General features: G+C 66.3%; 25 protein-coding genes. 15 read left to right on the top strand and 10 right to left on the bottom strand.

All coding sequences use genetic code 11. The features are described from left to right. Nucleotides 1-85: 85 nt before the first annotated feature. Nucleotides 86-352: a hypothetical protein gene (locus tag ACZ9J7_RS08310; RefSeq protein ID WP_476208541.1), complete on the bottom strand. Its 267-nt coding sequence runs from the start codon at nt 350-352 to the stop codon at nt 86-88. 127 nt (nt 353-479) lie between these two features. Between ACZ9J7_RS08310 and ACZ9J7_RS08315 the strand changes: the two genes are divergently transcribed. Then, nucleotides 480-1,097: a TetR/AcrR family transcriptional regulator gene (locus ACZ9J7_RS08315; protein WP_476208542.1), complete on the top strand. Its 618-nt coding sequence runs from the start codon at nt 480-482 to the stop codon at nt 1,095-1,097. A gap of 88 nt (nt 1,098-1,185) precedes the next feature. Here the strand turns inward: ACZ9J7_RS08315 and ACZ9J7_RS08320 are convergent, their stop codons facing one another. Further along, entirely contained in the window at nt 1,186-2,877 is a 1,692-nt protein-coding gene (locus ACZ9J7_RS08320; RefSeq protein WP_476208544.1) for an HNH endonuclease signature motif containing protein, read from the bottom strand. Nucleotides 2,878-3,183: 306 nt separating this feature from the next. Between ACZ9J7_RS08320 and ACZ9J7_RS08325 the strand changes: the two genes are divergently transcribed. Both ACZ9J7_RS08325 and ACZ9J7_RS08330 read left to right on the top strand, forming a co-directional pair. Next, nucleotides 3,184-3,750, top strand: a complete 567-nt coding sequence (locus ACZ9J7_RS08325) for a type 1 glutamine amidotransferase domain-containing protein (RefSeq protein WP_476208546.1) — start codon at nt 3,184-3,186, stop codon at nt 3,748-3,750. 130 nt (nt 3,751-3,880) lie between these two features. Continuing rightward, nucleotides 3,881-5,377, top strand: coding sequence for an MDR family MFS transporter (locus ACZ9J7_RS08330; protein ID WP_476208547.1), 1,497 nt, complete (start codon nt 3,881-3,883; stop codon nt 5,375-5,377). A 13-nt stretch (nt 5,378-5,390) separates the two neighbouring features. On the opposite strand, the gene ACZ9J7_RS08335 is transcribed toward ACZ9J7_RS08330, so the two are convergent. Together ACZ9J7_RS08335 and ACZ9J7_RS08340 are read right to left on the bottom strand one after the other, a co-directional pair. Next, entirely contained in the window at nt 5,391-6,227 is an 837-nt protein-coding gene (locus tag ACZ9J7_RS08335; RefSeq protein WP_476208549.1) for an alpha/beta fold hydrolase, read from the bottom strand. Nucleotides 6,228-6,288: 61 nt separating this feature from the next. Next, entirely contained in the window at nt 6,289-7,203 is a 915-nt protein-coding gene (locus ACZ9J7_RS08340; protein ID WP_476208551.1) for an alpha/beta fold hydrolase, read from the bottom strand. A 68-nt stretch (nt 7,204-7,271) separates the two neighbouring features. Between ACZ9J7_RS08340 and lysS the strand changes: the two genes are divergently transcribed. The 10 genes from lysS (at nt 7,272) to ACZ9J7_RS08390 (ending at nt 17,887) form a co-directional block, all read left to right on the top strand. After that, the gene (lysS, locus tag ACZ9J7_RS08345) at nt 7,272-8,810 is read left to right on the top strand and encodes a lysine--tRNA ligase (protein ID WP_476208553.1); all 1,539 of its coding nucleotides are present in this window, start codon (nt 7,272-7,274) and stop codon (nt 8,808-8,810) included. A gap of 2 nt (nt 8,811-8,812) precedes the next feature. Next, complete coding sequence (locus ACZ9J7_RS08350; RefSeq protein WP_476208555.1) at nt 8,813-8,989, top strand: hypothetical protein; 177 nt, start codon at nt 8,813-8,815, stop codon at nt 8,987-8,989. A 140-nt stretch (nt 8,990-9,129) separates the two neighbouring features. Continuing rightward, nucleotides 9,130-9,459 (top strand): histone-like nucleoid-structuring protein Lsr2, encoded by a 330-nt coding sequence (locus ACZ9J7_RS08355; RefSeq protein WP_476208557.1) that lies wholly within the window; start codon nt 9,130-9,132, stop codon nt 9,457-9,459. Between the two features lie 345 nt (nt 9,460-9,804). Then, nucleotides 9,805-12,297 (top strand): ATP-dependent Clp protease ATP-binding subunit, encoded by a 2,493-nt coding sequence (locus tag ACZ9J7_RS08360; RefSeq protein WP_476208558.1) that lies wholly within the window; start codon nt 9,805-9,807, stop codon nt 12,295-12,297. A gap of 119 nt (nt 12,298-12,416) precedes the next feature. Next, nucleotides 12,417-14,534, top strand: a complete 2,118-nt coding sequence (locus ACZ9J7_RS08365; RefSeq protein ID WP_476208559.1) for a S9 family peptidase — start codon at nt 12,417-12,419, stop codon at nt 14,532-14,534. A gap of 36 nt (nt 14,535-14,570) precedes the next feature. Continuing rightward, nucleotides 14,571-15,080 carry an amino-acid N-acetyltransferase gene (locus ACZ9J7_RS08370; RefSeq protein ID WP_141158566.1) on the top strand — a complete coding sequence of 170 codons (510 nt, stop codon included), beginning with the start codon at nt 14,571-14,573 and terminating at the stop codon, nt 15,078-15,080. Between the two features lie 251 nt (nt 15,081-15,331). Continuing rightward, nucleotides 15,332-16,333, top strand: a complete 1,002-nt coding sequence (dhaK, locus tag ACZ9J7_RS08375; RefSeq protein ID WP_476208562.1) for a dihydroxyacetone kinase subunit DhaK — start codon at nt 15,332-15,334, stop codon at nt 16,331-16,333. Nucleotides 16,334-16,335: 2 nt separating this feature from the next. Continuing rightward, entirely contained in the window at nt 16,336-16,968 is a 633-nt protein-coding gene (dhaL, locus tag ACZ9J7_RS08380) for a dihydroxyacetone kinase subunit DhaL (RefSeq protein ID WP_476208563.1), read from the top strand. Beyond that, nucleotides 16,965-17,678: a dihydroxyacetone kinase phosphoryl donor subunit DhaM gene (gene dhaM / locus ACZ9J7_RS08385; RefSeq protein WP_476208565.1), complete on the top strand. Its 714-nt coding sequence runs from the start codon at nt 16,965-16,967 to the stop codon at nt 17,676-17,678. The genes dhaL and dhaM overlap by 4 nt, the downstream gene beginning before the upstream one ends. A 35-nt stretch (nt 17,679-17,713) precedes the next feature. Then, nucleotides 17,714-17,887, top strand: a complete 174-nt coding sequence (locus ACZ9J7_RS08390; protein WP_476208567.1) for a hypothetical protein — start codon at nt 17,714-17,716, stop codon at nt 17,885-17,887. Here the strand turns inward: ACZ9J7_RS08390 and ACZ9J7_RS08395 are convergent. From ACZ9J7_RS08395 to ACZ9J7_RS08405, 3 genes are read right to left on the bottom strand one after another with little or no spacing between them, the layout of a single operon-like run. Continuing rightward, nucleotides 17,865-18,386: a hypothetical protein gene (locus tag ACZ9J7_RS08395; RefSeq protein WP_476208569.1), complete on the bottom strand. Its 522-nt coding sequence runs from the start codon at nt 18,384-18,386 to the stop codon at nt 17,865-17,867. The genes ACZ9J7_RS08390 and ACZ9J7_RS08395 overlap by 23 nt on opposite strands. Before the next feature lie 29 nt (nt 18,387-18,415). Next, nucleotides 18,416-18,847, bottom strand: coding sequence for a DUF3592 domain-containing protein (locus tag ACZ9J7_RS08400; protein ID WP_476208570.1), 432 nt, complete (start codon nt 18,845-18,847; stop codon nt 18,416-18,418). A gap of 58 nt (nt 18,848-18,905) precedes the next feature. Further along, nucleotides 18,906-19,724, bottom strand: a complete 819-nt coding sequence (locus ACZ9J7_RS08405; RefSeq protein WP_476208572.1) for an HhH-GPD family protein — start codon at nt 19,722-19,724, stop codon at nt 18,906-18,908. Between the two features lie 274 nt (nt 19,725-19,998). On the opposite strand from ACZ9J7_RS08405, the gene ACZ9J7_RS08410 reads away from it, so the two are divergent. Continuing rightward, on the top strand, nt 19,999-20,682 hold the full coding sequence (locus ACZ9J7_RS08410) for a hypothetical protein (RefSeq protein WP_476208574.1): 684 nt from the start codon (nt 19,999-20,001) through the stop codon (nt 20,680-20,682). Between the two features lie 141 nt (nt 20,683-20,823). Here the strand turns inward: ACZ9J7_RS08410 and disA are convergent, their stop codons facing one another. The 3 genes from disA to ACZ9J7_RS08425 form a co-directional block, all read right to left on the bottom strand. Then, the gene (disA, locus tag ACZ9J7_RS08415; protein ID WP_141183018.1) at nt 20,824-21,900 is read right to left on the bottom strand and encodes a DNA integrity scanning diadenylate cyclase DisA; all 1,077 of its coding nucleotides are present in this window, start codon (nt 21,898-21,900) and stop codon (nt 20,824-20,826) included. Nucleotides 21,901-22,147: 247 nt separating this feature from the next. Further along, a complete protein-coding gene (locus tag ACZ9J7_RS08420) occupies nt 22,148-22,648 on the bottom strand; it encodes a 2'-5' RNA ligase family protein (RefSeq protein WP_476208576.1) in 501 nt (166 codons plus the stop codon). Between the two features lie 39 nt (nt 22,649-22,687). Beyond that, nucleotides 22,688-22,933 (bottom strand): hypothetical protein, encoded by a 246-nt coding sequence (locus ACZ9J7_RS08425; RefSeq protein WP_476208577.1) that lies wholly within the window; start codon nt 22,931-22,933, stop codon nt 22,688-22,690. Between the two features lie 195 nt (nt 22,934-23,128). Between ACZ9J7_RS08425 and ACZ9J7_RS08430 the strand changes: the two genes are divergently transcribed. Further along, the gene (locus ACZ9J7_RS08430; RefSeq protein ID WP_476208579.1) at nt 23,129-24,742 is read left to right on the top strand and encodes a peptide chain release factor 3; all 1,614 of its coding nucleotides are present in this window, start codon (nt 23,129-23,131) and stop codon (nt 24,740-24,742) included. Nucleotides 24,743-24,744: the final 2 nt, after the last annotated feature.

The following is a 24,744-nucleotide window of genomic DNA, read 5'->3' on the forward strand; positions in this document are numbered from 1 at the left end:
GGACAAGTAGGTGGGACGGGGTGCTGCCGCGCCGGATTTGCCTTGCAGCCCTGCGGGACCTCTTACGGCAGTCCTGCGGGACCTCTTAGGGGACTGGATGGTCCCGGTTGATCATGAGCTGTTCGAGCAGCGCGCGTTCGGGCTGGCCCGGGTTCCTGGCGACGCACCGGCGGAGTCGGGCCCTGACGAGCTCTTCACCCGGATCCTGGCCGCCGAGCAACTCATCGATGATTTCCTGGGCTTGCCACCGGAGCGATTCGATGGCGAACTGCCGGACCTCGGCGGGCGTCTCACCGGACATCCAGGGATCCGGGTCCGACGGCACACTTTGGAACATCCGCTCTGCTGACATTGGGGCCTCCTTGCTCCAAACCGGCGGACCCTCGGTGCGCCTGTGCGGTGTCCTAAAGAACTGCGTAGGGAAAACACTACAGCGGGAAAGACCGGTCTGTCTTCCTCTCGGCTAGACTCCAAGTCCTATGAGCACAGAGGCGAAGGTCCCGATATCTGATTCGTCCTCCCCGGCTGCGCCGGAGGGCAGCACCAATTCCGTGGAACGGATCCTGTCGGTGGCCTACGAACTGTTCTCGCGCAGGGGAATCCGGGACGTTGGCGTCAATGAGCTGATCGACAGATCGGGGGTGGCGAAAGCCACGTTCTACCGGCATTTCCCGTCCAAGGACTCCCTGGTCCTGGCGTTCCTGGACCAGCGGGACAAGCTGTGGACCGTGGAAGCGATCGTTTCCCAGGCCCGTCGGCGGGGACACACGCCGGTTGAACGCCTGCTGAGCATTTTCGACGTCCTGGGGGAATGGTTCCAGCGCGATGACTTTGAGGGGAGCACCTTTACCCAGGTTCTGCTGGAGATGGGGCCGTCGCACCCCTTGGGCCAGGCCAGCATCAACTACCTGGCGAAACTCCGGGGCCACGTGCAGGCGCTGGCCGAGGAGGCCGGGCTTGTGGACCCCGATGGGTTCGCGCGCTCCTGGCAGATCCTGATGAAGGGATCCATCATCTCGGCCATCGGCGGTGACCTGGATGCGGGGAAACGTGCCCGGCAGATGGCGGCCTGGCTGATCGAGCACCACAAGGCATAGTCGACCGGTGCTGCAGAACCGGATTCAGGACTGAGTGCGGGAGCCTATGGACGGGCACCTACGGCCCGGGCACCTACGGCCCGGGCGCCTATGGCATCCGGGAAAGGGCGAAAGGCGTGGCCAGGAATTCCGCCCAGAGTGGATCGTCGGCCGGCAGATCGTAGAGGTCCACATATCTGAGGTCTTCGGGTTCCCACTGAGGGGGGCATCCGAGGCTGGTGTCCAGGCATTGGAATTGGAATTGGCTTTCGGCGGACACGGCTGTCTGCTCGGTTGCTCCAATTGAGGTTTCCCGTTCCGGGGCGCCGCTGAACAACGCGGGGAATCGTTGTGGCCAGTGGGTTGGTTCGGGGTCGGGTCGTTCGGGGTTGTAGTGCCTGCCTGTTGGTGAGGTCCAGCCGGGTGGTTGATTCTTGGTGGCTGGGTCGGGTGTCCATTGGCTGTGGTGTTTGAGTCGGTGGTGTTTGGGGCAGAGCTGTGCCAGGTTGCTGACGTTGGTGGTGCCGCCGTGTTGCCAGGCGGTGAGGTGGTCTGTTTCGTTGTCGGGGGTTTTGTTGGTGCAGCCGGGGAAGGTGCATGTGGTGTCGCGCATGCGGATCCAGTGTTTGATGGCCCCGGTGAGCCGGTAGTTCTTCCGGCCGATCTCCAAGGGTGCCCCGTCTCTCGGGTCGACCAGGACCCGGTAGAACGAGTTCGCCCCGTCGGCGACCAGTTTGCGTGCCATGGACGCCGGGATAGGGCCGAAACCGTCCAGCACTGCGGGTTCGTCGGTGGCTCCGAGGAGCGAGAACACCGGGACGGTGACCAGGACATCGGCCCGCGGGGCAGGGCCCTTCCCGATCCCGGTGGCACCCTGCTTGCCCTGAACGCCGGGGCTGGGACCGTCTTCCCCGGCGTGGGCGGGGGTGTCCCCGGCTCCGGGCTTCACGCCAGCCCCCAGCAGCAGGGATGCGGCGATGTCGGGGCGGAGTTGGGTGAGGGTGCGGGGTTCGTCGGGGCCTTGGAGGCCGCGGGCGGTGGCGGTGGTCCGGTTCCAGATGGCGCAGGCGGTGTCCCCGGGGAGGTAGAGGGAGATCCAGGCCATGCCGTCCTTGTCGGGGGTGTATTCCATCCGACGGTCGGCAACTCCCTTTGCATGGCGTTTCTCGATGGAGTCCGGGTGGTGGCGTTCTCGCCACGCCCGGACCTTGGCCCGGAACCGGGACGGCACGAGATCGCCCGGGGCGGCACCCCGTGAAGCATGGGGTGCGTCGGGGTCGAAGAAGTGTGCCACCAGAGACGCCGCACCAGTCCCATCGAGGCTCTCGGTTTCGTCCGCAACGATGCGGGCGTGCTGCCACGACATCGCGCCCGCAGCCAGTGCCTCGAACGCCGGCGGCAGGGAACAGACCCGGCGGGACTGCTCCACCAACGCCCCCGCTGCGGCAGAGCTGATGGTCAGGACACCGGCGATCTCCTCCACCATGGACATCTGCGCGTAAGTGCGGTCCTGCACCGAAGCGTCCGGCGGCGCCATCGCCTCTTGCAGTTCAACGGCTCGGGCAGCCTGCCGGGACTTTAGCGCGGCGACCTGAGCTTCCAGCCGGGCTATCAGTTCCAAGCCTTCAAGGCACAGCTCATACCGCCGCTGCAAAGCATCAACACCGGCACCAACATCCACACCGGCACCAACGTGAGCGCCGGAAGCCAGGGAAGCGTCCTCACACTCCAGCGCATCCAGGGCAGCAACAGAGGCACGAACACCCTCCAAAACCACCCCAGCACCGCCCCTGATTCCCATACCGACATCATCCATCGACCCACTGACATTTAGGCCGTGAACCTTGGCCGCCCACACGCCGAACGCTAACCGCTCAAACGCCACCCGCACCCAAAGGTGCCTCGACCGAAAAACCCGCGTGCCGACGTCGTGCGCATTTCCGCTGCGCAGCAGAAGGGGCACGCGTCCCGCCGGGGGCGCCAAAGCAGATAGTCAGCTTGCTTATTACTTTTGTCTTTCCTAGGCTGGAATGCGTCAGGCAATCAACTCTTGAGCGGGACCCGAAGCGCCCAGACGCTGCGCGGACCGCTCCGGCGAGGAGGAAAAATGTCAGAGCACAGCATCGCGGGCAAGAAGGTGGCATTCCTGCTGACTGATGGAGTGGAGCAGGTGGAACTCACCAGTCCCTGGCAGGCCGTGAAGGATGCCGGCGGCGAACCCACCCTCATCGCCCCGAAGAGTGGCAAGCTGCAGGGCTACGACGGAACGGAAAAGGGCGATACCTTCGACGTCGACCTCACTGTCGGGGACGCCAACGCATCGGACTTCGACGCACTGGTACTTCCGGGCGGTGTGGTGAACGCAGACCACCTGCGCGTCGACAAGGATGCCCAGAGCTTCACCCGCAGCTTCTTCGAACAGCACAAGCCGGTGGCATCGATCTGCCACGGACCGTGGCTGCTCATCGAGGCCGGAGTTATCCGGGGCCGGAACGTCACGTCCTACTTCACCCTCGAAACGGACCTGAAGAACGCCGGCGCCAACTGGACGGACCAGGAAGTGGTGGTTGACCAGGGCCTGGTGACCAGCCGCAACCCCGATGACCTTCCGGCGTTCAACAGCAAGCTGATCGAGGAAATCTCCGAAGGCCAGCACGCAGGGCAGACCGCCTAAAGGGACCCCCTAATGTTCCCTCGGGGGTAAAAAGAACCCATGCGGAGGAATTACTCCAACGGGTAGAGTGTTGGAATCTGCAGCGGCGCCGACCGCGCATCACTCTTAAAACACCCCTGAGGGAACACCCATGTCTACCGAAGTCTCTCCAAACGCCAGCGGACAGTCCGCCCCTGACCAGGGACTCGGCGAAGGAATCCGCCAAGGAACCCCGTCCGCCGCGCCGGAGAAGATGTCCCGGGAGTCCGTAACCATCATCAGCACCCTGCTGGTGGCAACGTTCGTGGTGATCCTGAACGAGACCATCATGAATGTCGCCCTGCAGCGGCTCATGGTGGACCTCCGGGTGGATGCACCCACCGTCCAATGGCTGTCCACCGGATTCATGCTCACCATGGCCGTGGTGATCCCCACTACCGGCTTCATCCTCCAGCGCCTTTCCACCAGGGCAGTCTTCATGCTGGCCATGGGTTTGTTCGCCGGCGGAACAGCACTAGCCGCGGTGTCCCCAGGGTTCGAAGTCCTGCTTCTGGCCCGCATCGTCCAGGCGGGCGGCACCGCGATCATGCTGCCGCTGCTGATGACCACCATCCTCACCCTGGTCCCGCTGGCCAAGCGCGGCGCGGTCATGGGCAACGTGAGCATTGCCATCTCGGTGGCACCGGCCATGGGCCCCACCGTCTCCGGGCTGATCCTTGAGCACTTCACCTGGCGCTTCATGTTCGTCTTCGTCCTGCCCGTGGCCCTCGCGGCGCTGGCCATCGGCGCCAAATACCTCACCAACGTGGGTGAGGTGGAGAAGGGCGAGCTCGACGTCCTGTCCGTTGTCCTTACCGTCCCCGCCTTCGGCGGCCTGGTCTACGGGCTCAGCCAGATCGGCGGCGGCCACGGCGGCCAGTCGGGACCCAGCGCCGGTGCTATCGCAGCCCTGGTGATCGGTGTCGCAGCGCTCACGGTCTTCGTCCTGCGCCAGGTCCGCCTCCAGAAGGCTGCCGCGCCGCTGCTGGATCTTCGCGCGTTCAACTTCCGGATGTTCACCGTCTCGGTCCTGCTGATGGTGGTGGCCATGATGGCGCTGTTCGGCGGCGTCATCCTGCTCCCGCTGTACCTCCAGGAGGTCCGGGGCCTGGGATCGCTCGAGACGGGCCTGGCGCTGCTTCCCGGCGGCCTGGCCATGGGGCTGCTCGGCCCTGTCATCGGCCGCGCATTCGACAAGGTAGGCCCGCTGCCGCTCACCGTCACCGGCTCCATCCTCATGGTGGTGACGCTCTGGCAGTTTTCAATGCTCGACGCCGGCACTGCGGTGTGGTGGATTATCACCCTGCACGTGGGGCTGAGTTTCGGCCTGGCACTGCTGTTCACCCCAGCCTTCACCACAGGCCTGAACCCACTGCCGCCGCACCTGTACTCCCACGGCTCGGCGATCATGAGCACCACGCAGCAGGTGGCCGGCGCCGCGGGCACGGCACTGCTGGTGTCCATCTTCGCAGTGGTGAGCGCGACGTCGGGCCTCGTCGCCGGGATGAGCGCCGCCTTCATGACGGCAACCGTCATAGCCGTCGCCGCCGTCGTGCTTTCCGCGATGATGCGCAAGACCGAAGGTGCGGGGCACGGCCCGGCACACTAGTCCTTGCGCAGGCTCAGCCGGCGAAGAAGTCGCTCAGTTCCTTGATCAACTTGTCCGGGGCCTTGATGGCGCCGTCGTGGCCGAAGCCGGGCAGGATGGTGTAGCTGGAGCCGGAGAGTACGTCGTGGATCTGGCCGCAGGCGATGCCGAAGTAGGCCGGGCTCTTTTCGCCCACCACGATCAGCGTCTCCAAGGGCAGTGCCTGGAACGGCTCGGCCGGCATGTCCGCGGCAATGATGGCCTTGATCTCGCGGACGCCGGTGCGCATCAGCTCGCGCTGCTGCTTACCTTCCGTGGTGCCCGCGGTCAATTTGTTGGCGAGGGTCAGCATAGAGAGCGGCATCCTTGATGAGAACGAGCCGCCGGCTTCCAGGCCGCGCTGGATGACAGCGAGGGCGCGGTCGTGGTCGCCTGCCGCGATGGCGCGCTCGTACTCCACGATCCAGTCCGCGGTGACGCTGCCGTTCACGGAGACCGCGGGATCGTAAACCGCCAGGCGTTCCACCGGAAGGGTCCGCGCGGCGTGCAAGGCAACGGCACCGCCGAAGCTGTGGCCAAAGACATCCGTGCTGGAGGTGTGCTTCATGACGGTGTCCAGGTCGCGGATGTCCACGTCCAGCGTGTAATCCTCGGGCTGCGGGGACGATGAACCCCGGCCGCGCCGGTTGAACGTGTGCACCGGCCGGCCCAGGGCGGCGCTGAGCTTCTGCGCGAATTTGGTGTAGTCCGCGGCCGTCACCATTGAAGGCGGCACCACCACCACGCCCGAACCTGCCGAAGCGAGTTCCGCGCCGGTGGAGAAGAGCTCAATCGTGCCGCCGTCGGGGGTCCTGATGTTCTCTCGCGTCATGCTCTGAGCCTAGCCGAGCAAGTGGTTGCAGGCATCCCGGACGCGGCTGCGGCCGCCGGGTTCAGCCGCGGCGAACGGGGATAGCGTCAGGAGTGTCCGGGCGGGCGTTTCCGTCTGCACCTTCGTCCTTGAAGTACGCCGAGATGTCCGTCACCAGTTCCTTCACCGCTGCCGGGATGGACCCGTGGAAGCACTTGGGGGACAACTGGTAGGTGCTCCCCGCCACTGCGGCGTGGAGCCGTTCCGCCGTCACCCGGTAATAGCTGGGGCTCTTTCCGCCTGCCATGAAGTGGGTTCCGGCGGGCAGCACGCTGAAGTCCCTGGCGTGGTCCTTTTCGTCGTACGCGGCCCTGAGCTCTCCCACGCCGCTGGGCATGACCTGCTGGAACATCCTGTTGACCTTGGTCCGTGACAGCACCGCCATCAGGCCGGCCAGGACCGGTTCCGGGATCCTGGCCATGGCTGAACCCGGGCTGGTGGCCTTCTTCATGTGCGCCAGCGCGTGACCCACCCTGCCGTTGTTCACGGCGTCCTCGAATCCGTCCAGCCACGTGGTGTCGATGCTTCCGTCGATGTTCACCGCCGCGTCGTACACCGCGAGCTTGTCCGGGACGAACGCCGTCCCGGTGAACTCCTGCACGGCGTTCAGTGCCACTGCGCCGCCCAGGCTGTGGCCCAGGATGTTCCGGGTGCCAGTGGCTTTGAGTACAGTCCGAACGTCCTCGATCTCGGTGGCCATGGAATAGTCGGGCGGCTGCTCGGAGGAATTGCCACGGCCCCGGCGGTCATAGACGTCAACAGCCCAGCCGTCGCCCAGGCCCTTCGCCAGCGCAATGGAGAACGGCCGGTAGATCAGGGCGGTGAGGAACGCCCCACCGATCAGCAGCACCCGCTTTTCGCCCGGCGCGTCCCCGGTGCCGTAGCTGTACAAAGCCAGCCTGCCGCCGTCGTGCGTTGGAAGTACCCGTTCTTTCACCCGGCCATCCTAGGGTGCGAGCCTGCAGGGCAGCTGAAAGTCCCGGAAGCCAAATCCCGGTAAACTTGATGATTGTGACTTCCCAAAACACCCCCGCGCCCAAAAATGCCCCAGAGCCCATCGACGCCAGCGAGCAGATGCGGATCCGCATGGAGAAGCGCGCCAAACTTCTTGAGCGCGGCACGGAGGCCTACCCCGTGGGAGTGGAACGCACGCACTCGCTCGCCGAGATCCGGGAGAAGTACGGCCACCTTGAGGCCGACGAGACCACGGGCGACACCGTGGGCATTACCGGCCGCGTGGTCTTTGTCCGCAACACCGGAAAGCTCTGCTTCGCCACCCTGCAGGAAGGCGGCACGGACGGCAAGGGAACGCGCCTGCAGGCCATGCTGAGCCTGGCCAACGTAGGCGAGGAAGCGCTCGCCGACTGGAAAGCCCTGGTTGACCTGGGCGACCACGTGTTCATCAAGGGCGAGGTCATCTCCTCCCGCCGCGGCGAACTGTCCATCATGGCCGACTCCTGGTCCATGGCGTCCAAGGCCCTGCGCCCGCTGCCGGTGCTGCACGCGGACCTGAACGAGGAAACCCGCGTCCGCCAGCGCTACGTGGACCTGATGGTCCGCGACGAGGCCCGCGAAATGGTCTACACCCGCGCGGCCATCACCCGCTCCATCCGCGAAACGCTGTTCCGGCACCGCTACGTGGAAGTGGAAACGCCGATCCTGAACTTGGTCCACGGCGGCGCCCTTGCGCGTCCGTTCGAGACCCACATGAACGCCTTCGACCAGAAGATGACCTTGCGCATCGCCACCGAGCTGTACCTCAAGCGCGCAGTGGTGGGCGGCATCGACCGCGTGTACGACATGGGCCGGGTGTTCCGGAACGAGGGCGTGGACTCAACCCACAGCCCCGAGTTCACCACGCTCGAGTGCTACGAGGCCTGGGCGGACCAGTTCGTCATGGCCGAACGCATCAAGGAGATCATCCTCGACGCCGCGGACGCCGTGGGTGCCGGGCGCGTCCTGCAGACCGAAGCGGGGGAGATCAACCTCGACGGCGAGTGGACCTGGCTGGCCGTCTACCCCGGACTTTCCGACGCCGTTGGGCAGGAAATCACGCCGGACACCCCCGCCGAGGTGCTTCGGGAAATTGCGGCTAAGCACGAGGTCAAGGTTGATCCTAAGTGGGACGCCGAGAAGCTGGCTGTGGAGCTCTTCGGTGAGATCGTGGAGCCCACCCTGCTGAACCCCACCTTCGTCTACGACTACCCGCCGTCCGCGCAGCCGCTGGCCCGTCCCCACCGGGAGGACGGCCGGCTGATCGAAGCCTGGGACCTGATCATCGGCGGCATGGAACGCGGAACCGCGTTCTCCGAACTGATCGACCCCGTCATCCAGCGCGAACGGCTTACCGAACAGTCCCTGCACGCAGCTGCCGGCGACGTGGAGGCCATGCAGCTTGACGAGGACTTCCTGCGCGCCCTCGAATACGGTGCCCCGCCCATGGGCGGCATCGGCCTTGGCATCGACCGGCTAGTGATGCTCTTCACGGGCGCCGGCATCCGCGAAACCATCCTTTTCCCCCTGCTGAAGCCCGAGGGGCACTGACCATGGAATACGTCGCAGTCATTCTTCCCTCCCTGGTGGTGGGCCTGATCTTCTGGTTCGCCATGAAGGCGATCTTTAACGCGGACAAGGCCGAACGGCAGGCGGAAGCCCGCGCCCAAGCAGAAGCTGATTCGCTTGCCGTGCGGCCCACGGACGGCCAGGGTCCCGAATCAAAATAGCGAAAAACCCCCTACTTTCCTGCCTTTATCCCCAAGGAACCATTAGGCGCTTTGACGCGTTGCCAAGATAAGAGTCATACTTTTTTCGGGAAACATCCTGCTTTTCTGAAAACCGACTTTCCAGCAAGAGGAAGACTTTAATGGCACAGAAAGTAAACATCATCCTCGTTGATGATCTGGATGGGGGATCCGCAGACGAGAATGTGAAGTTTGGCCTCGATGGGGCCAACTATGAGATTGACCTGTCCGCAGCCAATGCCGCTGAACTTCGGTCTTCACTGGAGAGGTTCATCACTGCCGCACGCAAGGCATCCGGCGGCCGCGCCCAGCGGGCAAAAGCTGTTACGGGGGGCCGCAGCCACGATTCGGCGCAAATCCGGCAATGGGCCCGGGATAACGGATACACCGTTAACAGCCGCGGTCGAATTCAGGCCGAAATCCAGGAAGCCTACCAAAAGGCAAATCCCTAGGACGGGCTTTAGCTCCACCCAACCCCGCTGCCGCCGCAAGGCGCAGCGGGGTTTTTCAATTTGGGGGATATTGCCACCCGGCTCCGCTGGGCGGACTTGTCCATTAGGTGCAATTGGAGCGGTTGCCCTGGCTGGCCTCCCCGGGACTATTTGGCCGTTTGCGGGGACGCCCGCACAGGCCGGCACGGGATAATTCTTTGCACCGCCGGTGCGGCGCGGGCCACTGTGCGGGGACCGCAACAGTTATTCCCGCAAGGGGCGCGGTTTCCCCTGTGGCGAACACGCTCCACAACACAGGGGCGGCCACGTAGCATCAAAGTACGTCGTAGCTAGGAGTGTGGCGAAATGTTTGAGCGATTTACGGACCGTGCCCGTCGCGTAGTTGTGCTTGCCCAAGAAGAGGCACGCATGCTGAACCACAATTACATCGGTACCGAACACATCCTCTTGGGTCTGATCCATGAGGGTGAGGGCGTTGCCGCCAAAGCTCTTGAGTCCTTGAGCATTTCGCTCGACGGCGTTCGCGAGCAGGTGCAGGAGATCATCGGGCAGGGCCAGCAGGCTCCTTCCGGCCACATCCCCTTCACCCCCCGTGCCAAGAAGGTACTGGAGCTCTCGCTGCGCGAAGCCCTCCAGTTGGGCCACAACTACATCGGCACGGAGCACATCCTGCTCGGCCTCATCCGCGAGGGTGAGGGCGTTGCCGCCCAGGTTCTGGTCAAGCTTGGCGCCGACCTCAACCGGGTCCGCCAGCAGGTCATCCAGCTCCTCTCCGGCTACCAGGGCAAGGAAACCACCGGCGCAGGCGTCGGCGGTGGGCAGCCCGAGGGTGCGCCCGCCGGTTCCGTGGTCCTGGACCAGTTCGGCCGCAACCTGACCCAGGCTGCCCGCGAGAACAAGCTGGACCCGGTCATCGGCCGTGAGCAGGAAATGGAACGCGTCATGCAGGTCCTTTCCCGCCGCACCAAGAACAACCCGGTCCTCATCGGCGAGCCCGGCGTCGGCAAGACCGCCGTCGTCGAAGGCCTGGCCCAGGCGATCGTGCGGGGCGATGTTCCGGAGACCATCCGCGACAAGCAGCTGTACACCCTGGACCTCGGCTCCCTGGTGGCAGGCTCCCGCTACCGCGGTGACTTCGAAGAGCGCCTGAAGAAGGTCCTCAAGGAGATCCGCACCCGCGGCGACATCATCCTGTTCATCGACGAGATCCACACCCTGGTGGGTGCCGGTGCCGCCGAAGGCGCCATCGACGCAGCCTCGATCCTGAAGCCCATGCTGGCCCGCGGCGAGCTGCAGACCATCGGTGCCACCACGCTGGATGAGTACCGCAAGCACATCGAGAAGGACGCCGCGCTGGAGCGCCGCTTCCAGCCGATCCAGGTCAAGGAACCCTCCGTGGCGCACGCTATCGAGATTCTCAAGGGCCTGCGCGACCGCTACGAGGCACACCACCGCGTCACCATCACCGACGGCGCCCTGGCCTCCGCTGCCAGCCTGGCCGAGCGCTACATCTCGGACCGCTTCCTGCCGGACAAGGCGATCGACCTGATCGACGAAGCCGGTGCACGCCTGCGCATCCGCCGCATGACCGCTCCGCCGGAGCTCAAGGCCATGGACGAGCGCATCGCCAAGCTGAAGATGGAGAAGGAATCCGCCATCGACGCCCAGGACTTCGAAGGTGCAGCTTCGCTCCGCGACAAGGAGCAGAAGATGATCTCCGAGCGGTCGGAGAAGGAGCGGCACTGGAAGTCCGGCGGCATGGACGACATCTCCGAGGTGGATGAGGATCTCATCGCCGAGGTGCTGGCCAACTCCACCGGCATCCCCGTCTTCAAGCTGACCGAGGAAGAGTCCTCGCGCCTGCTCAAGATGGAAGACGAACTGCACAAGCGCGTCGTCGGCCAGGACGAGGCCATCAAGGCACTGTCCCAGGCCATCCGCCGTACCCGTGCAGGGCTCAAGGACCCCAAGCGCCCCGGTGGCTCGTTCATCTTCGCCGGCCCCACCGGCGTCGGCAAGACCGAGCTTGCCAAGGCCCTCGCGGAGTTCCTGTTCGGTGAAGAGGACGCCCTCATCACGCTGGACATGTCCGAGTACTCCGAGAAGCACACCGTTTCGCGGCTCTTCGGTGCCCCTCCGGGCTACGTGGGCTACGAGGAGGGTGGCCAGCTGACCGAGAAGGTCCGCCGCCGTCCGTTCTCCGTGGTGCTGTTCGACGAGGTTGAGAAGGCCCACGCGGACCTCTTCAACTCGCTGCTGCAGATCCTGGAAGACGGCCGCCTGACCGACTCCCAGGGCCGCGTGGTGGACTTCAAGAACACCGTGATCATCATGACCACCAACCTGGGTACCCGGGACATCTCCAAGAGCGTAGCCACCGGCTTCCAGTCCGGCACCGACACTCAGACCGGCTACAACCGCATGCGTGCCCGCGTCACGGAGGAACTCAAGCAGCACTTCCGCCCCGAGTTCCTGAACCGTGTTGACGACGTCGTGGTGTTCCCGCAGCTCACCCAGGACGAGATCATCGAGATCGTGGACCTGTTCGTGACCCGCCTGGAGAAGCGCCTCAAGGACAAGGACATGGGCATCGAGCTCACCAAGGCCGCCAAGGTACTCCTGGCAACCCGCGGTTACGACCCCGCCATGGGTGCCCGGCCGCTGCGCCGCACCATCCAGCGCGAGATCGAGGACCAGCTCTCAGAGAAGATCCTCTTCGGCGAGATCCACCCCGGCGACATCGTCGTAGTGGACGTCGAAGGCGAAGGCGACGACGCGAAGTTCACCTTCGCCGGCAACGCCAAGCCGCGCATCCCGGAAATCGCCCCGAGCGTCTAGGTTCCACAACGAAAGCCCCGCTGCTCCCAGAAGGAGCGGCGGGGCTTTCGCTTGCCCTCTGAAATCCCGCCAGCGGCTGGGGTTTGTGACGCAGGCCACAAAGCGTGTTGAATCGGGGCATGGCTAATCAGAATCCGGCGATCCCGGACGAGCAACCACTGACCCCTTTCCACGACCTCGACCACTACCTGGCCATCCCGCGGGTAAGCGGCGTGGCCCTGAGCCCCGACGGCACCCGCCTGGTCACTACCGTTGCCACCCTGAACGGCAAGGGCACCGAATTTGCCACCGCGCTGTGGGAGCTGGACCCGGCCGGGCAGAAGCACGCCCGGCGCATCACCCGCAGCGCCAAGGGCGAGGCCGGTGCGGCGTTCGCTGCGAACGGCGATGTCTACTTCACATCCGCGCGGCCCGATCCGGACAGCCCCGATGACGAGCCGGTCAATGCCCTGTGGCTCCTTCCGGCAGACGGCGGGGAAGCGAGGGTGGTCCTCAGCCGGCCCGGCGGCGTCGGCAAGGTGATGACCGCCAGGAAAGCCGATGCGGCATTCGTGGCGGCTGAGGTTCTGGCAGGGTCCGACGATGAGGAGGACGACGCCGAGCGGCGCAAGTCCCGCAAGGACAGGAAGGTCTCCGCCATCCTGCACAGCGAGTACCCGGTCCGGTACTGGGACGCCGACCTGGGTCCCGGCCAGCCGCGGATCTTCGCCGTGGAAGCCGGGGCGGACAAGGGGCCCGGCAAGCCCGCAACCGTTGACGCCACAGCTCCCCTGGTCCTGCGGAACCTCACGCCCGACGCCGGCCCGCGGTTGAGGGAAGCCGAGACAGTGGTCAGCCCGGACGGGAAGACCGTCTACAGCAGCTACACTAAACCCCTCGCCAAGGCGGACAGCCGGTCCGTCCTGGTGGCGGTGGATGTGGCATCGGGCAGCCTCAAGGTGCTCCTGGACCAGGAGGGCATGAGCTATTTCCCGGGCCCCGTCAGCCCCGACGGCAACACGCTGGTGGTCGTCAGCGAAAGTGATTCCACCCCGCAGCGGGCCCCCGAGATCAGGATGCACCTCCTGGACGTCTCCGGCAGCGCCGGGGATGCCGGGTTGCAACCGCTGGCCCATGACTGGGACCGCTGGCCCAGGCCGGCAGCCTGGCTTCCGGACGGTTCCGCCCTCCTGGTCACGGCGGACGACGACGGCGCGTCGCCGGTTTTCCGGGTCAGCGTCCCGGCGGCTGCCGCTGAGGTGGGTGTTGCCCGGGTGACACAGGACGCGGCGGCCTACTCCGACGTCGTTGTTTCGCCGGAGGGGCGCTATGCCTACGCCCTGCGCAGCTCCTACGAATTCCCGCCCGAAGCCGTGCGGATCGACGTGGCCACGGGGGAAACCACCCGTCTGCCTGCACCGGCCGACCGGCCGTCCCGCCCGGGCCGGCTGGAGCGGATCCCCGCCACGGCTCCGGACGGCTCCCGGGTTCCTGCCTACCTTGCTCTGCCCGAGGGTGCATCAGCAGAGAAGCCTGCGCCGATGCTGCTCTGGATCCACGGCGGTCCCCTGGGGTCCTGGAACGCGTGGACGTGGCGGTGGAATCCCTGGCTCCTGACGGCGAAGGGCTACGCGGTGCTGCTCCCGGACCCGGCACTGTCCACGGGATATGGGCAGGCCTACATCCAGCGCGGCTGGGGCGCCTGGGGCAAGGCGCCGTTTACCGACCTCATGGCCGTCACGGACGCTGCAGTGGAACGGCCGGACATCGATGAGGCCCGGACCGCTGCGATGGGAGGCTCCTTCGGCGGGTACATGGCCAACTGGGTGGCGGGCAACACGGACCGGTTCAAGGCCGTGGTCACCCACGCCAGCCTGTGGGCGCTGGACCAGTTTGGCCCCACCACGGACGCCTCGCAGTACTGGTTGAAGGAAATGACCGAAGGGATGGCGCTGGAAAATTCACCGCACCTGCACGCGGAGAAGATCAGTTCGCCCATGCTGGTGATCCATGGCGACAAGGATTACCGCGTGCCCATCGGGGAAGGCCTGCGGCTCTGGTACGAGCTCCTGTCCAAGTCCCGGCTGGCAGCCGACCAGGACGGGCAGACCCCGCACCGGTTCCTCTACTTCCCGGACGAAAACCACTGGATCCTCCAGCCCCAGCACGCCAAGGTCTGGTACCAGGTGGTGGAGTGGTTCCTGGCCAAGAACGTCCTGGGCCAGGAGCTCGATCTGCCGGCCGAACTGGGGCTGTAGGCTGCCGGCCGTTCCTGCGCCTCGTAGGATTGCCTAGTGACCGACTCCTTCCATATCCGCCCAGCACGCACCAGCGACGTCCACGCCATCAAGAAGCTTGTGGCTCCCCTGGCCGAGGAGCGCATCCTCATGGCGAAGGAGACGGTGGCGTACTACGAGAGCCTGCAGGAGTTCCGCATCGCCGAGTCCAGCGACGGCGAAATGATCGGCTGCGGGGCCCTGCACGTCATGTGGGAGGACCTCGCCGAGATCCGCACCCTCGCCGCGTCCGGGCAATGGCGCGGCAAGGGGGTGGGACACGTCCTGGTGGAAAGCCTGCTGGAGGAGGCCCGGGCCCTCGGGGTGTCCCGGGTCTTCTGCCTGACCTTCGAGGTGGACTTCTTCAAGCGCCACGGCTTTGAGGTGATGGCGGACCAGTCCGCGGTGGACCCGGAAGTGTATTCGGAGCTCCTGCGTTCACATGACGAAGGTGTGGCCGAATTCCTCGACCTGGCACGCGTCAAGCCCAACACCCTTGGCAACACCCGGATGATCCGCACCCTTTAGGAAGCAGGGCCTTCCACCAGGGCAAACACCTGTTTGCTTTATTCGAATTGATGGATAAACTTCTGGAGGCCGGTATGTGGGGGGCCTCAGGAAAGGGACAGTCATTGGGGGCTGTCCCTTTGCTGCGTCCCGGCCCGGTCGGCCCCTGACGGACGCCCGGAAAACCGGGGGCGGAGGAACCTACCGCCAGCCGCGATGCCGGTAGTAGGGTCGGAGACACATCCTTCAGGAGCACAGCCAGGAGCACCGCCATGAAGAAACTCATTAACGATCCAAAATCCGTTGTCCAGGAATCTGTGCAGGGCTTCGGCCTGGCGCATGCCGGACTGGTCACCGTCAGCGAAGACCCCATCTACATCACGCGCAAGGACGCGCCAGTGGCCGGCAAGGTGGGGCTGGTTTCAGGCGGCGGCAGCGGGCACGAGCCGCTGCATGCCGGATACGTGGGCCGGGGGATGCTCGACGCCGCCGTGCCCGGGGCTGTGTTCACCTCACCTACCCCGGACCAGATCCTTCCCGCCACCCTCGCCGTCAACTCAGGTGCCGGCGTCGTGCATATCGTCAAGAACTACACCGGGGACGTCCTGAATTTCGAGACGGCGGCCGAGCTGGCCGAGGCTGAAGGAGTAAGCATCCGGACCGTACTGGTCAACGACGACGTCGCGGTGGAGGACTCCCTGTACACCGCCGGCCGCCGTGGGGTGGGCGGCACTGTCCTCGTGGAGAAGATTGCCGGCGCTGCCGCCGAGCGTGGCGACGATCTGGACGCCGTGGCCGCCATCGGCGAACGGGTCAACGCCAACGTCAGGACCATGGGCGTCGCGCTGTCGGCCTGCACGGTGCCGCACGCGGGCACGCCAAGTTTCGACCTCGCCGACAACGAGATCGAGATCGGGATCGGAATCCACGGCGAACCCGGCAGGCACCGGATCCCAATGGAAGACGCCGACAGCATCACCAACCGCCTGCTGGAACCGGTGCTGGCCGACCTCAAGGTCAGTTCCGGGGACAAGGTCCTGCTTTTCGTCAACGGCATGGGCGGCACACCGCTGAGCGAGCTGTACATCGTGTACCGGCGGGCGGTGCAGGTCCTGGCTGACGCGGGCGCCACCGTGGAACGGACGCTCGTGGGCAACTACATCACCGCACTGGAGATGCAGGGCTGTTCCATCTCGGTCCTCCGGCTAGACGACGAGCTCACGGAACTGTGGGACGCTCCCGTGCACACCGCCGCCCTGCGCTGGGGCGTGTAGACGTGGTGCTGGATGCCAACTGGGCCGTGAAGTGGCTGACGCTGTGCGCACAGGCCATGGCTGAACACCGCGTCGAACTCATCGAGCTGGACCGCGCCATCGGGGACTCCGACCACGGCGAGAACATGGACCGCGGCTTCCAGGCGGTCCTTGCCAAACTGGGCGAATCGACGCCTGAGACCCCGGGGGCCGCGCTGAAGATGACCGCCATGACCCTGATGTCGAAGGTGGGCGGGGCCGCCGGCCCCCTTTACGGGACCGCGTTCCTTCGCGCTGCCACCTCCCTGGGTGATTCCGCAGAGATTGATGCATCCGCCTGGGCAGGCGCCCTGGAAGCCGCCCGGGACGGGATCGTGGCGCGCGGCAAGGCGGAGTCCGGGGACAAGACCATGGTGGATGCGTGGACGCCGGCAGTTGATGCTGCCAGGGCCGCTGCGGACGGCGGCAGCACGGACGTCCTGGGCGTGCTGGTCGCGGCCGCCGAGGCTGCCGAGGCAGGAGCGGTGGCCACAGACCCCATGGTGGCGCGGAAAGGCCGGGCCAGCTACCTTGGCGAACGCAGCGCGGGCCACCGGGACCCCGGGGCAGCCTCCAGCGCTTTGATCCTCCGTGCTGCCGTTGGGGCGGCCGCGTGACCGTAAGCATCGTGGTGGTGTCCCATAGCGAAAAGATTGCCGACGGCGCCGTGGAGCTTGCCGCCCAGATGGCGCCGGACGTGATGATCCTGGCGGCGGGGGGCACCGACGACGGCAGGATCGGCACCAGCCTGGAGAAGGTCCTCGCCGCCCTGGAAGGAGCCGGCGGGCAGTCGGGCGGGGCCGGCGCGGAGGGCACCGTGGTGCTGACGGACCTCGGATCGGCAGTGATGACCGCGGAATCGGCCCTCGAGTTTTTGGAGAATCCCGCCGGCGTCCTGCTTGCCGACGCGCCGCTGGTGGAAGGACTGGTGGCCGCGGCCGTCGCCGCGCAGGGAGGCGCGGACGTGCAGGCGGTCCGGAAGGCGGCCGAAGAAGCGGGGAGCCCCGCCGGCCAGCCGGCACCGGCCGACGGCGGAACGGAGCACCTGGAAGCTCCCGCCAGCGCCGCCCCTGACTTCACGGGGGATTTTGAACTGGTCAACCAGGCCGGCATGCACGCCCGGCCCGCTGCGAAGGTGGCGGGAGGCCTGGCATCCCTTGACGCCGAGGTCACCATCAACGGGGTGGACGGAGCGTCCATGACCGGCTTGATGACGCTCGGGGCAGGGAAGGGTACGGTGCTGCATGTCGAAGCGTGGGGCGCCGACGCGGAAAGGGCCGTGGAGTACGTCGGGGGCCTGGTGGAGGCCGGCTTCGGCGAGCCCTGAACCGCCAGAGGGTTCCTGCGAATAAGCTCGATGCCATGGAACGGCCGCTTGCAGAAAACTCCCAGGAAATCGAAGTGCTGGACGGCCAGGCCTCCGTGGAGGAACTGCTCGCCGAACTCGGCTTCGACTGGAGTGCCGGGCCGGTGGCCGGAGGACCGCTGCCCGGTAACCCGGAGGGCGATACCTTCACCCAGCCGGCGCTTTTCTAGCCCGCGGCTTTTGGGATGCCGGCTGCTGGTGCAGCCCGCCGCCATCCAGCGTGAGTGATGCCGACAGGAACTTCCCGCACTGCCCACCGAACGGATACAACGCCTGCGGGCGGAATTCCAGGGTCCTGACAGGAAGCGTGGTCCCGTCGGATGCCGTGCCGGAAGCGGTGACCTCCATGGCTGATTCCGTCAGCGTCTCAAGCATCAGCGCTGCGATCTTGGTGCCGTCGGGAGATGCGGTGGCCGAGCACGCACCCTCTTCGGTGCACCCCTGGTCGACGGAGGAGCTGCCGGGGCGCAGTTCGACGTCGGCCTCCTTGCAGGTGCCGTCCTGGCAGGCCTGCAGGTGGAGCGCCGTCACCCTCGGCGCGTATTCGGCGGTGACAGTCAGGGCCACGGCGGTCGCTTGCGCAATCGCGGGGCAGGCGGTGCCGGCGGGCCCGCAACCGGACACGAGGGCCGCCGCCACCATCGCCACCAGCAGCCCAGGCTTGTGCATGCCTTAAGGCTACCGCGCCGGCGGGACACTCAGCCCAGCGGGAAAATTCCGATGAACCAGAACGACGCCACCGCGAAGACGGCGAAAAACGCGATCAGGCAGCCCATGGCGGTACGCGGCTCCGATGACACCTGGAGTGACTCATTGGGATCCACCGGGTTGTAGGCCACCTCGATCAGCGAACCCGGTATAGGCGGTTCCACCCCGGAGATTTCCGACTTGCCCATGAAGAGGGTTCCGCGCGGGTCCGTGAACTGGTACGTGGGGAAGTGGCGGAGGTTCCGGCTGGCGCCGCCAATGCCGCTGGTCCAGCCGGTAGCGCTGCCGGTGACGGTGGCCTGGGCCTTCGGCCAGGACGCCATCTGTTGTTGCTGGCGCCTGGTCCTGCGCGCCGCGAAGAGCAGCGAAAATATCATGCCGGCAACGAACACTGCCCACACGATGTACAGAATGGTCTTCATGTTTCCCCCGGTTCCGGTCACCAAGAAGTATGCCATCCCGGGCGGGCACCCCGGCGGGTCAGGTTGGAAGCTGGTAACCGCCATCGTGCATCTCCGCCAGCCCGTCCGCCAGCAGCCCCGCCAGCGCCCGCTCCAGCTGTTCCGGCGCGGAGTTGAGCCGGTGCAGCGCGGCCAGCGGCACGCCGATTCCTTCCGGGGCGAAGCCAAGGTCGGCGGGTTCACGCTGGAACATGTCCGGCGGCACCGGCGATTCCGCCAGCCGGAGCACGGCCAGGACGGCACCGCGGACCTGGCGGTCGGTGCCGTGCCAGGCCTGCCCCTTGGGAACGTACGACGGCGGTGGCTCACCCGCCGCCAGCCACGCGCAGGAGTCCTTGACCGGGCAGGCGGCACACTTGGGCGCCCGGGCCGTGCACACCAAAGCCCCGAGCTCCATCACCGCGGCGTTCCAGCGCACGGAGGTTTCGTCGTCGTCCGGCAACAGGGCAGCGGCGAGCCGCATCTCGGCCGCCGTCAGCGCCGGGGCGGGCAGCGCGGCGCCGGACACCAGCCGGGCGTGCACCCTGCGGATGTTGGTGTCCACCACCGTTTCCCGGCGGCCGTACGCGAACGCCGCCACTGCGGCGGCGGTGTAGCTGCCCACCCCGGGAAGGGCCAGCAGTTCGGCATGGGTGTCCGGGACCCTGCCGCCGTGGTCCTGCACGATCGCCGTCGCCGCGGCGTGCAGCCGAAGCGCCCGGCGCGGGTAACCCAGCCGGCCCCACGAGCGGACGGCTTCGCCGGCAGTTTCGCCCGCGAGTCCGGCGGGGGTGGGCCAGCGCCTGAGCCACTCGCGCCACACAGGAAGGACCCGGACCACCGGGGTTTGCTGCAGCATGATTTCGCTGACCAGGACGCCCCACGCGGAGCAGCCGGGTGCACGCCAGGGCAAATCGCGGGCAATGCCGGCGAACCACTCGTTGATCCGGTGGTGGAGCAGGTCGAGTTCTGCATTGTCCGCCCGGGCAGGCGTGATGGGGGAGGTTTGAGTGTCGATGCCAACACTGTAGTTGATGGGTTCGGGCGGCCGGCAAACCGGTTGTGACCAGAGCGATGCGGATGCGGCGGCGTGGTGGCAGTGCAGATCCGGCGGGTTTCCCTAGCCTAGGAGGATGGGCAGGCAAGGCAATTCATCAGCGCGCGGCACCGCAGCGGGTTCCAGCAGCGTCCGGAAACCGAGTGCCGCCGTATACCGGCGGCGGCGCCTGGTGGTTGGCGGTGCGCTCCTGCTGGCGATCGTGCTGGTGGTCAGCGGTTTCGCGCTGGCCGGTGCCTTCCGCGGCGGTTCGCAGCAGGCCTCGTCCACCCAGCCTTCCTCCACCGATTCCGCCTCCGCGGCTGCCCCTTCAGCTTCGGCAACGGCATCTCCGTCCGCCACGCCGACGCCCACTGCGGCGGCCACCCCCACCTGCAACCAGAACCTGGTGACCGTCACGGCCGCCACCGACAAGCCCGCCTACGGCCCGGGCGAAAACCCGCTGCTCACCCTGAAAGTGACCAACGGCGGCACCGTCCCCTGCGAGGTCAACATCGGAACCTCACAGATGGAGTTCCTGGTGACCAGCGGCGCCGACCGGATCTTCTCTTCGAAGGACTGCCAGGCCTCGAGCGAAGACCTGGTGAAGGTGATTGCGCCGGGCGCCAGCGAAACCGCCAACTTCCCATGGGGCAGGAACCGCAGCGCCGACGGCTGCAAAGCCGTGGCCGCGGCGCCCGGTGGCGGCGGGGCGTACTACATCTTCACCGCGAAACTCGGTTCGCGGGCCAGTCCCAAGGCCGTCTTCCAGCTGAACTGAGCTGCCTCTTCATCGATTGCTCCGTAACTGTCGTTTTCAGCGCTCAAAACGGCGCTTGGGCCCACGCCGGCGAGGGCCCCGGCCCGAGCTTGCGAGGGCTGGGAGCCGGTGGGGAGCATTCGATGAGTGTTATCCGGGTGCCTAGAGGAAGCGGTCCAGGAGGCTGGCCTCTGCCATGCGGCTGAGGCCTTCGCGGACAGTGCGGGCGCGCTGGTCGCCGATCCCGTCAACGGTCATGAGGTCGTCGATGGTGGCGGCCATCAGGAACTGCAGGCCACCGAAATGGTCCACCAGGCGGTCGGCCACGGCCTTGGGAACTGCCTTCAGGCCGGACAGCAGCCGGTAGCCGCGGGGCTGGACCACTGCGTCGAGGTTGGCTTCCCCGCCTGCGAAACCAACGATCGCCGCGATCTTGCCCAGGTCGATCAGTTCCGTGGGGCCGAGGTTGACTAGTTCGTGGACGGCTTTGTCGATGTCATCCGCGGAGGCGTTGGGGCTGGCGTAGTCGCGGATGATCACGTCGCTGCCGGGACCCCTTCCCACGGTGAGTTCGTCGAGCTGGAGGGAGAGGAGCCGGCCGTCCTCGCCCAGTTCCAGGACATACTGTGAAATTTCCTCTGAGATGCGGCGGACCATTTCCTGCCGCTGAAGGGTGACGGCAACGTCCCGCACTGTCACCATCGCCTCTATTTCCAGCGCGGACAGCGAACTGGTGACCTGGTCGAGCCGGGCGCGGTACCGCTCCAGGGTGGCGAGGGCCTGGTTGGCGCGGGCCAGGACGTTCTCCGAGCCCTCCAGGACGTGCCTCAAGCCGTTGACGTACAGGGCGATGATCTGCATGGACTGGCTGACGGAGATGACGGGGACTCCGGTCTGCTTGGCCACCCGTTCCGCGGTGCGGTGGCGGGTGCCTGACTCCTGGGTTTCGATGCTTGAGTCCGGAACCAGTTGGACCGCTGCCCGCAGGATATTGCCGGCGTCCTTGTCGCAGATGATGGCACCGTCCATCTTCGCCAGTTCCCGCAGGCGGGTGGGAGAAAACTCAATGCCGATATCGAAGCCGCCTGAGCAAATGGAATCGATGGTGCGGTCGGAGCCCAGGACGATCAGGGCGCCGGTGCGCCCGCGGAGGATCCGTTCCAGGCCGTCGCGGAGGGGGGTTCCGGGTGCAACCCGGCCCAGAGTGGCCCTCAGCGATTCTTCGGGGCTCCGCGCCATAGGTGTTTCCCTTCAAAGGTGCGGACCGCCGCCCGCAGGAATGCCGGCATCTGCAGTTGTCCGGCAGGACCAAAAAGTGCTCTGGTTCCCGCAAGCTCAATGATAGGGGTAAGAAGCCCAAGTTCCGCACGGACAAGCCCCAAAGTGCCTCATTAGGGGGTGGGCCGGACGACAGGGAAAGTGCGGTCTGGACCCCGCACCCGGAGGGTACTTTTCACTGTTTCCGGCGCGCAGGTGCTACGTCCGCTCAGGCGGGCCCAGCCAGCGGCGCCACCGTTTTAGTGCTGCTGTCCCACAGCCGGGCCGCCGCGCATCGGCCACCGATCCGCAGGTCCAGCAGGTCCATGGCCATTCCCAGCTGGTGGCCCGGTATGCGGCGGGAGATGGTGACGTGCGGTGTCCAGGCGCCCGGCAGGGTCAGCGGCTGCGCACCGGAAAGACCCTGGTGCAGGCGCCGGTGCAGGTCCAGCAGGGGAGCGGTCGGCAGGACCGCGCGTGCCAGCACATATTTGCCCGGACCGGCCGGAAAAACGAAGGCGCCGGAGAACGCTATGTCCAGGGGCAGTGCCGCCCAGGGCCCTTCCTGGCTGGACTCCAGGTCCATGCCTGCGGCCATCGTGACGTGCGGGCTGTTGCTGGGGGAGGTGTGCGCGGCCAGGCTTGGGAGGCCGGCGGCCTCGAGCCTTGCCCAATCGGCCCGGATGAGGGCGTCGGTGCTGTCATCAAAGACCAGTTCGATGCTGCGCATAAGCACATCATGCCGGTCCTGCGGGGTGGCCGGTAAATGTCAGCGCTTGCGGTCCCGGAGCATCCGCTCCAAATCCCGGCTGACCTTTGAGAGGGACGCCGCCCGCAGCGCTTTGTGCTCGGCCGCCGTCTGGACGCCCCGTTTTCGCTGCGGGGCCGACGGGAGGGCAGCGGCGGGCCCCTGAGTGGCCGCACCAACAGTACCCGCACCCACGGGGCCCGCGGCCAGATTGGTGGCGAGCGGATCGAAGAAGGGGTTGCCCGGGAATATGGCGCCATGCATCATGCGCCCCAAGCTAACGGCCCGGCATTTCGAGGCTTTGAACGTCCGGTTTCGCCCGCGTTAAGCGCAGCCGGTACCGGTTTGCGGGCCTGCGATAAACTTGTACTTTGGCCGTTTGCCAATGACATTCCCGCCCTTGAGCCGCAGTGCAGAACCCGAAAGGCCCTGGGCAGCCACAACCGCAGCGAAAGTAGCACCGTGTCCCAAGATGTCCTGACCCCCGCCCGGATCTCCGAGATTCACAAGGAGGCGGGCCGCCGCAGGACCTTCGCCGTCATTTCCCACCCCGACGCCGGTAAGTCCACGCTGACGGAGGCGCTGGCCCTGCACGCGAAGGTGATCGGTACCGCGGGCGCCTCCAGCGGTAAGGCCAACCGCAAGGAAACGGTCTCGGACTGGATGCAGATGGAGAAGGACCGCGGTATCTCCATCAGCTCCGCCGCACTGCAGTTCTCCTACCGGGACACTGTCATCAACCTGCTTGACACCCCCGGCCACGCCGACTTCTCGGAAGACACCTACCGCGTGCTCGCCGCCGTCGACTGCGCCGTCATGCTGGTGGACGCCGCCAAGGGCCTGGAAACCCAGACCATGAAGCTCTTCGAGGTCTGCAAGCAGCGGAACCTGCCCATCATCACCGTCATCAACAAATGGGACCGGCCCGGCCTGGACGCCCTGGCCCTGATGGACGAAATCACTGAACGCACCGGCCTGCAGCCCATGCCGCTGACCTGGGCCGTGGGCATCTCCGGCGACTTCCGCGGCGTCTGGGACCTCCGCAACGACCGCTTCACCCGGTTCCAGCGCAACAACGCCGGAGCCCAGATCGCCATCACCGAGTACTTCAGCCCCGAGGAAGCAGCCGAAGACCAGGGCAGCAACTGGTCCGACGCCGTCGACGAAGCAGGCCTGGTGATCGAGTCCAACCTTGACTTCGACGTCGAGGCCTTCCACGGCGGAAAGGCCACCCCCATCCTGTTCAGCTCGGCAGCGCTGAACTTCGGCGTGAAGGAACTGCTCGACGCACTGGTGGACTTTGCCCCGCCGGCCGCGCCCCGCCCGGACATCGACGGCAACCCGCGACCGGTTGAATCGCCGTTCTCCGGCTTCGTGTTCAAGGTGCAGGCGGGCATGAACAAGGCACACCGCGACCACGTGGCCTTCATCCGCGTGTGCTCCGGCGTCTTCGAGCGCGGCATGGTGGTCACCCAGACCCGCACCGGCAAGTCCTTCGCCACCAAGTACGCCCAGCAGGTGTTCGGCCGCGAACGTGAAGTCATCGACGAGGCCTACCCCGGGGACGTGGTGGGGCTGGTCAACGCCTCCTCGCTGCGCGTCGGCGACAGCCTTTTCCTGGAGAACCCGGTGGAATTCCCGGCCATCCCGCTGTTCGCGCCCGAACACTTCCAGGTGGCCCGGTCCAAGGACCCCAGCAAGTTCAAGCAGTTCCGCCGCGGCATCGAGCAGCTCGAGCACGAGGGCGTCATCCAGCTGCTCCGCTCCGACCTCCGCGGAGACCAGGCGCCGGTGCTTGCCGCCGTCGGGCCCATGCAGTTCGAGGTGGTGGAGGACCGGATGGCGCATGACTTCAGCGCCCCCATGCGGCTGGAGCGCCTGCCCTACTCGCTGGCCAGGATTTCGACGGCGGATGCCATGCCCGCGCTGGCAAACGTGCCGGGCGCTGAGGTGCTTTTGCGGTCCGACGGCGAATACCTCGCCTTGTTCAACGACGTCTGGGCGCTCCGCCGGATCGAGAAGAACCACCCTGACCTAACGCTGCTGACCATCGGCACGCACAACCCGGCGAAGTAAGG

It is taken from the genome of Pseudarthrobacter sp. TE9888, from assembly GCF_056279345.1.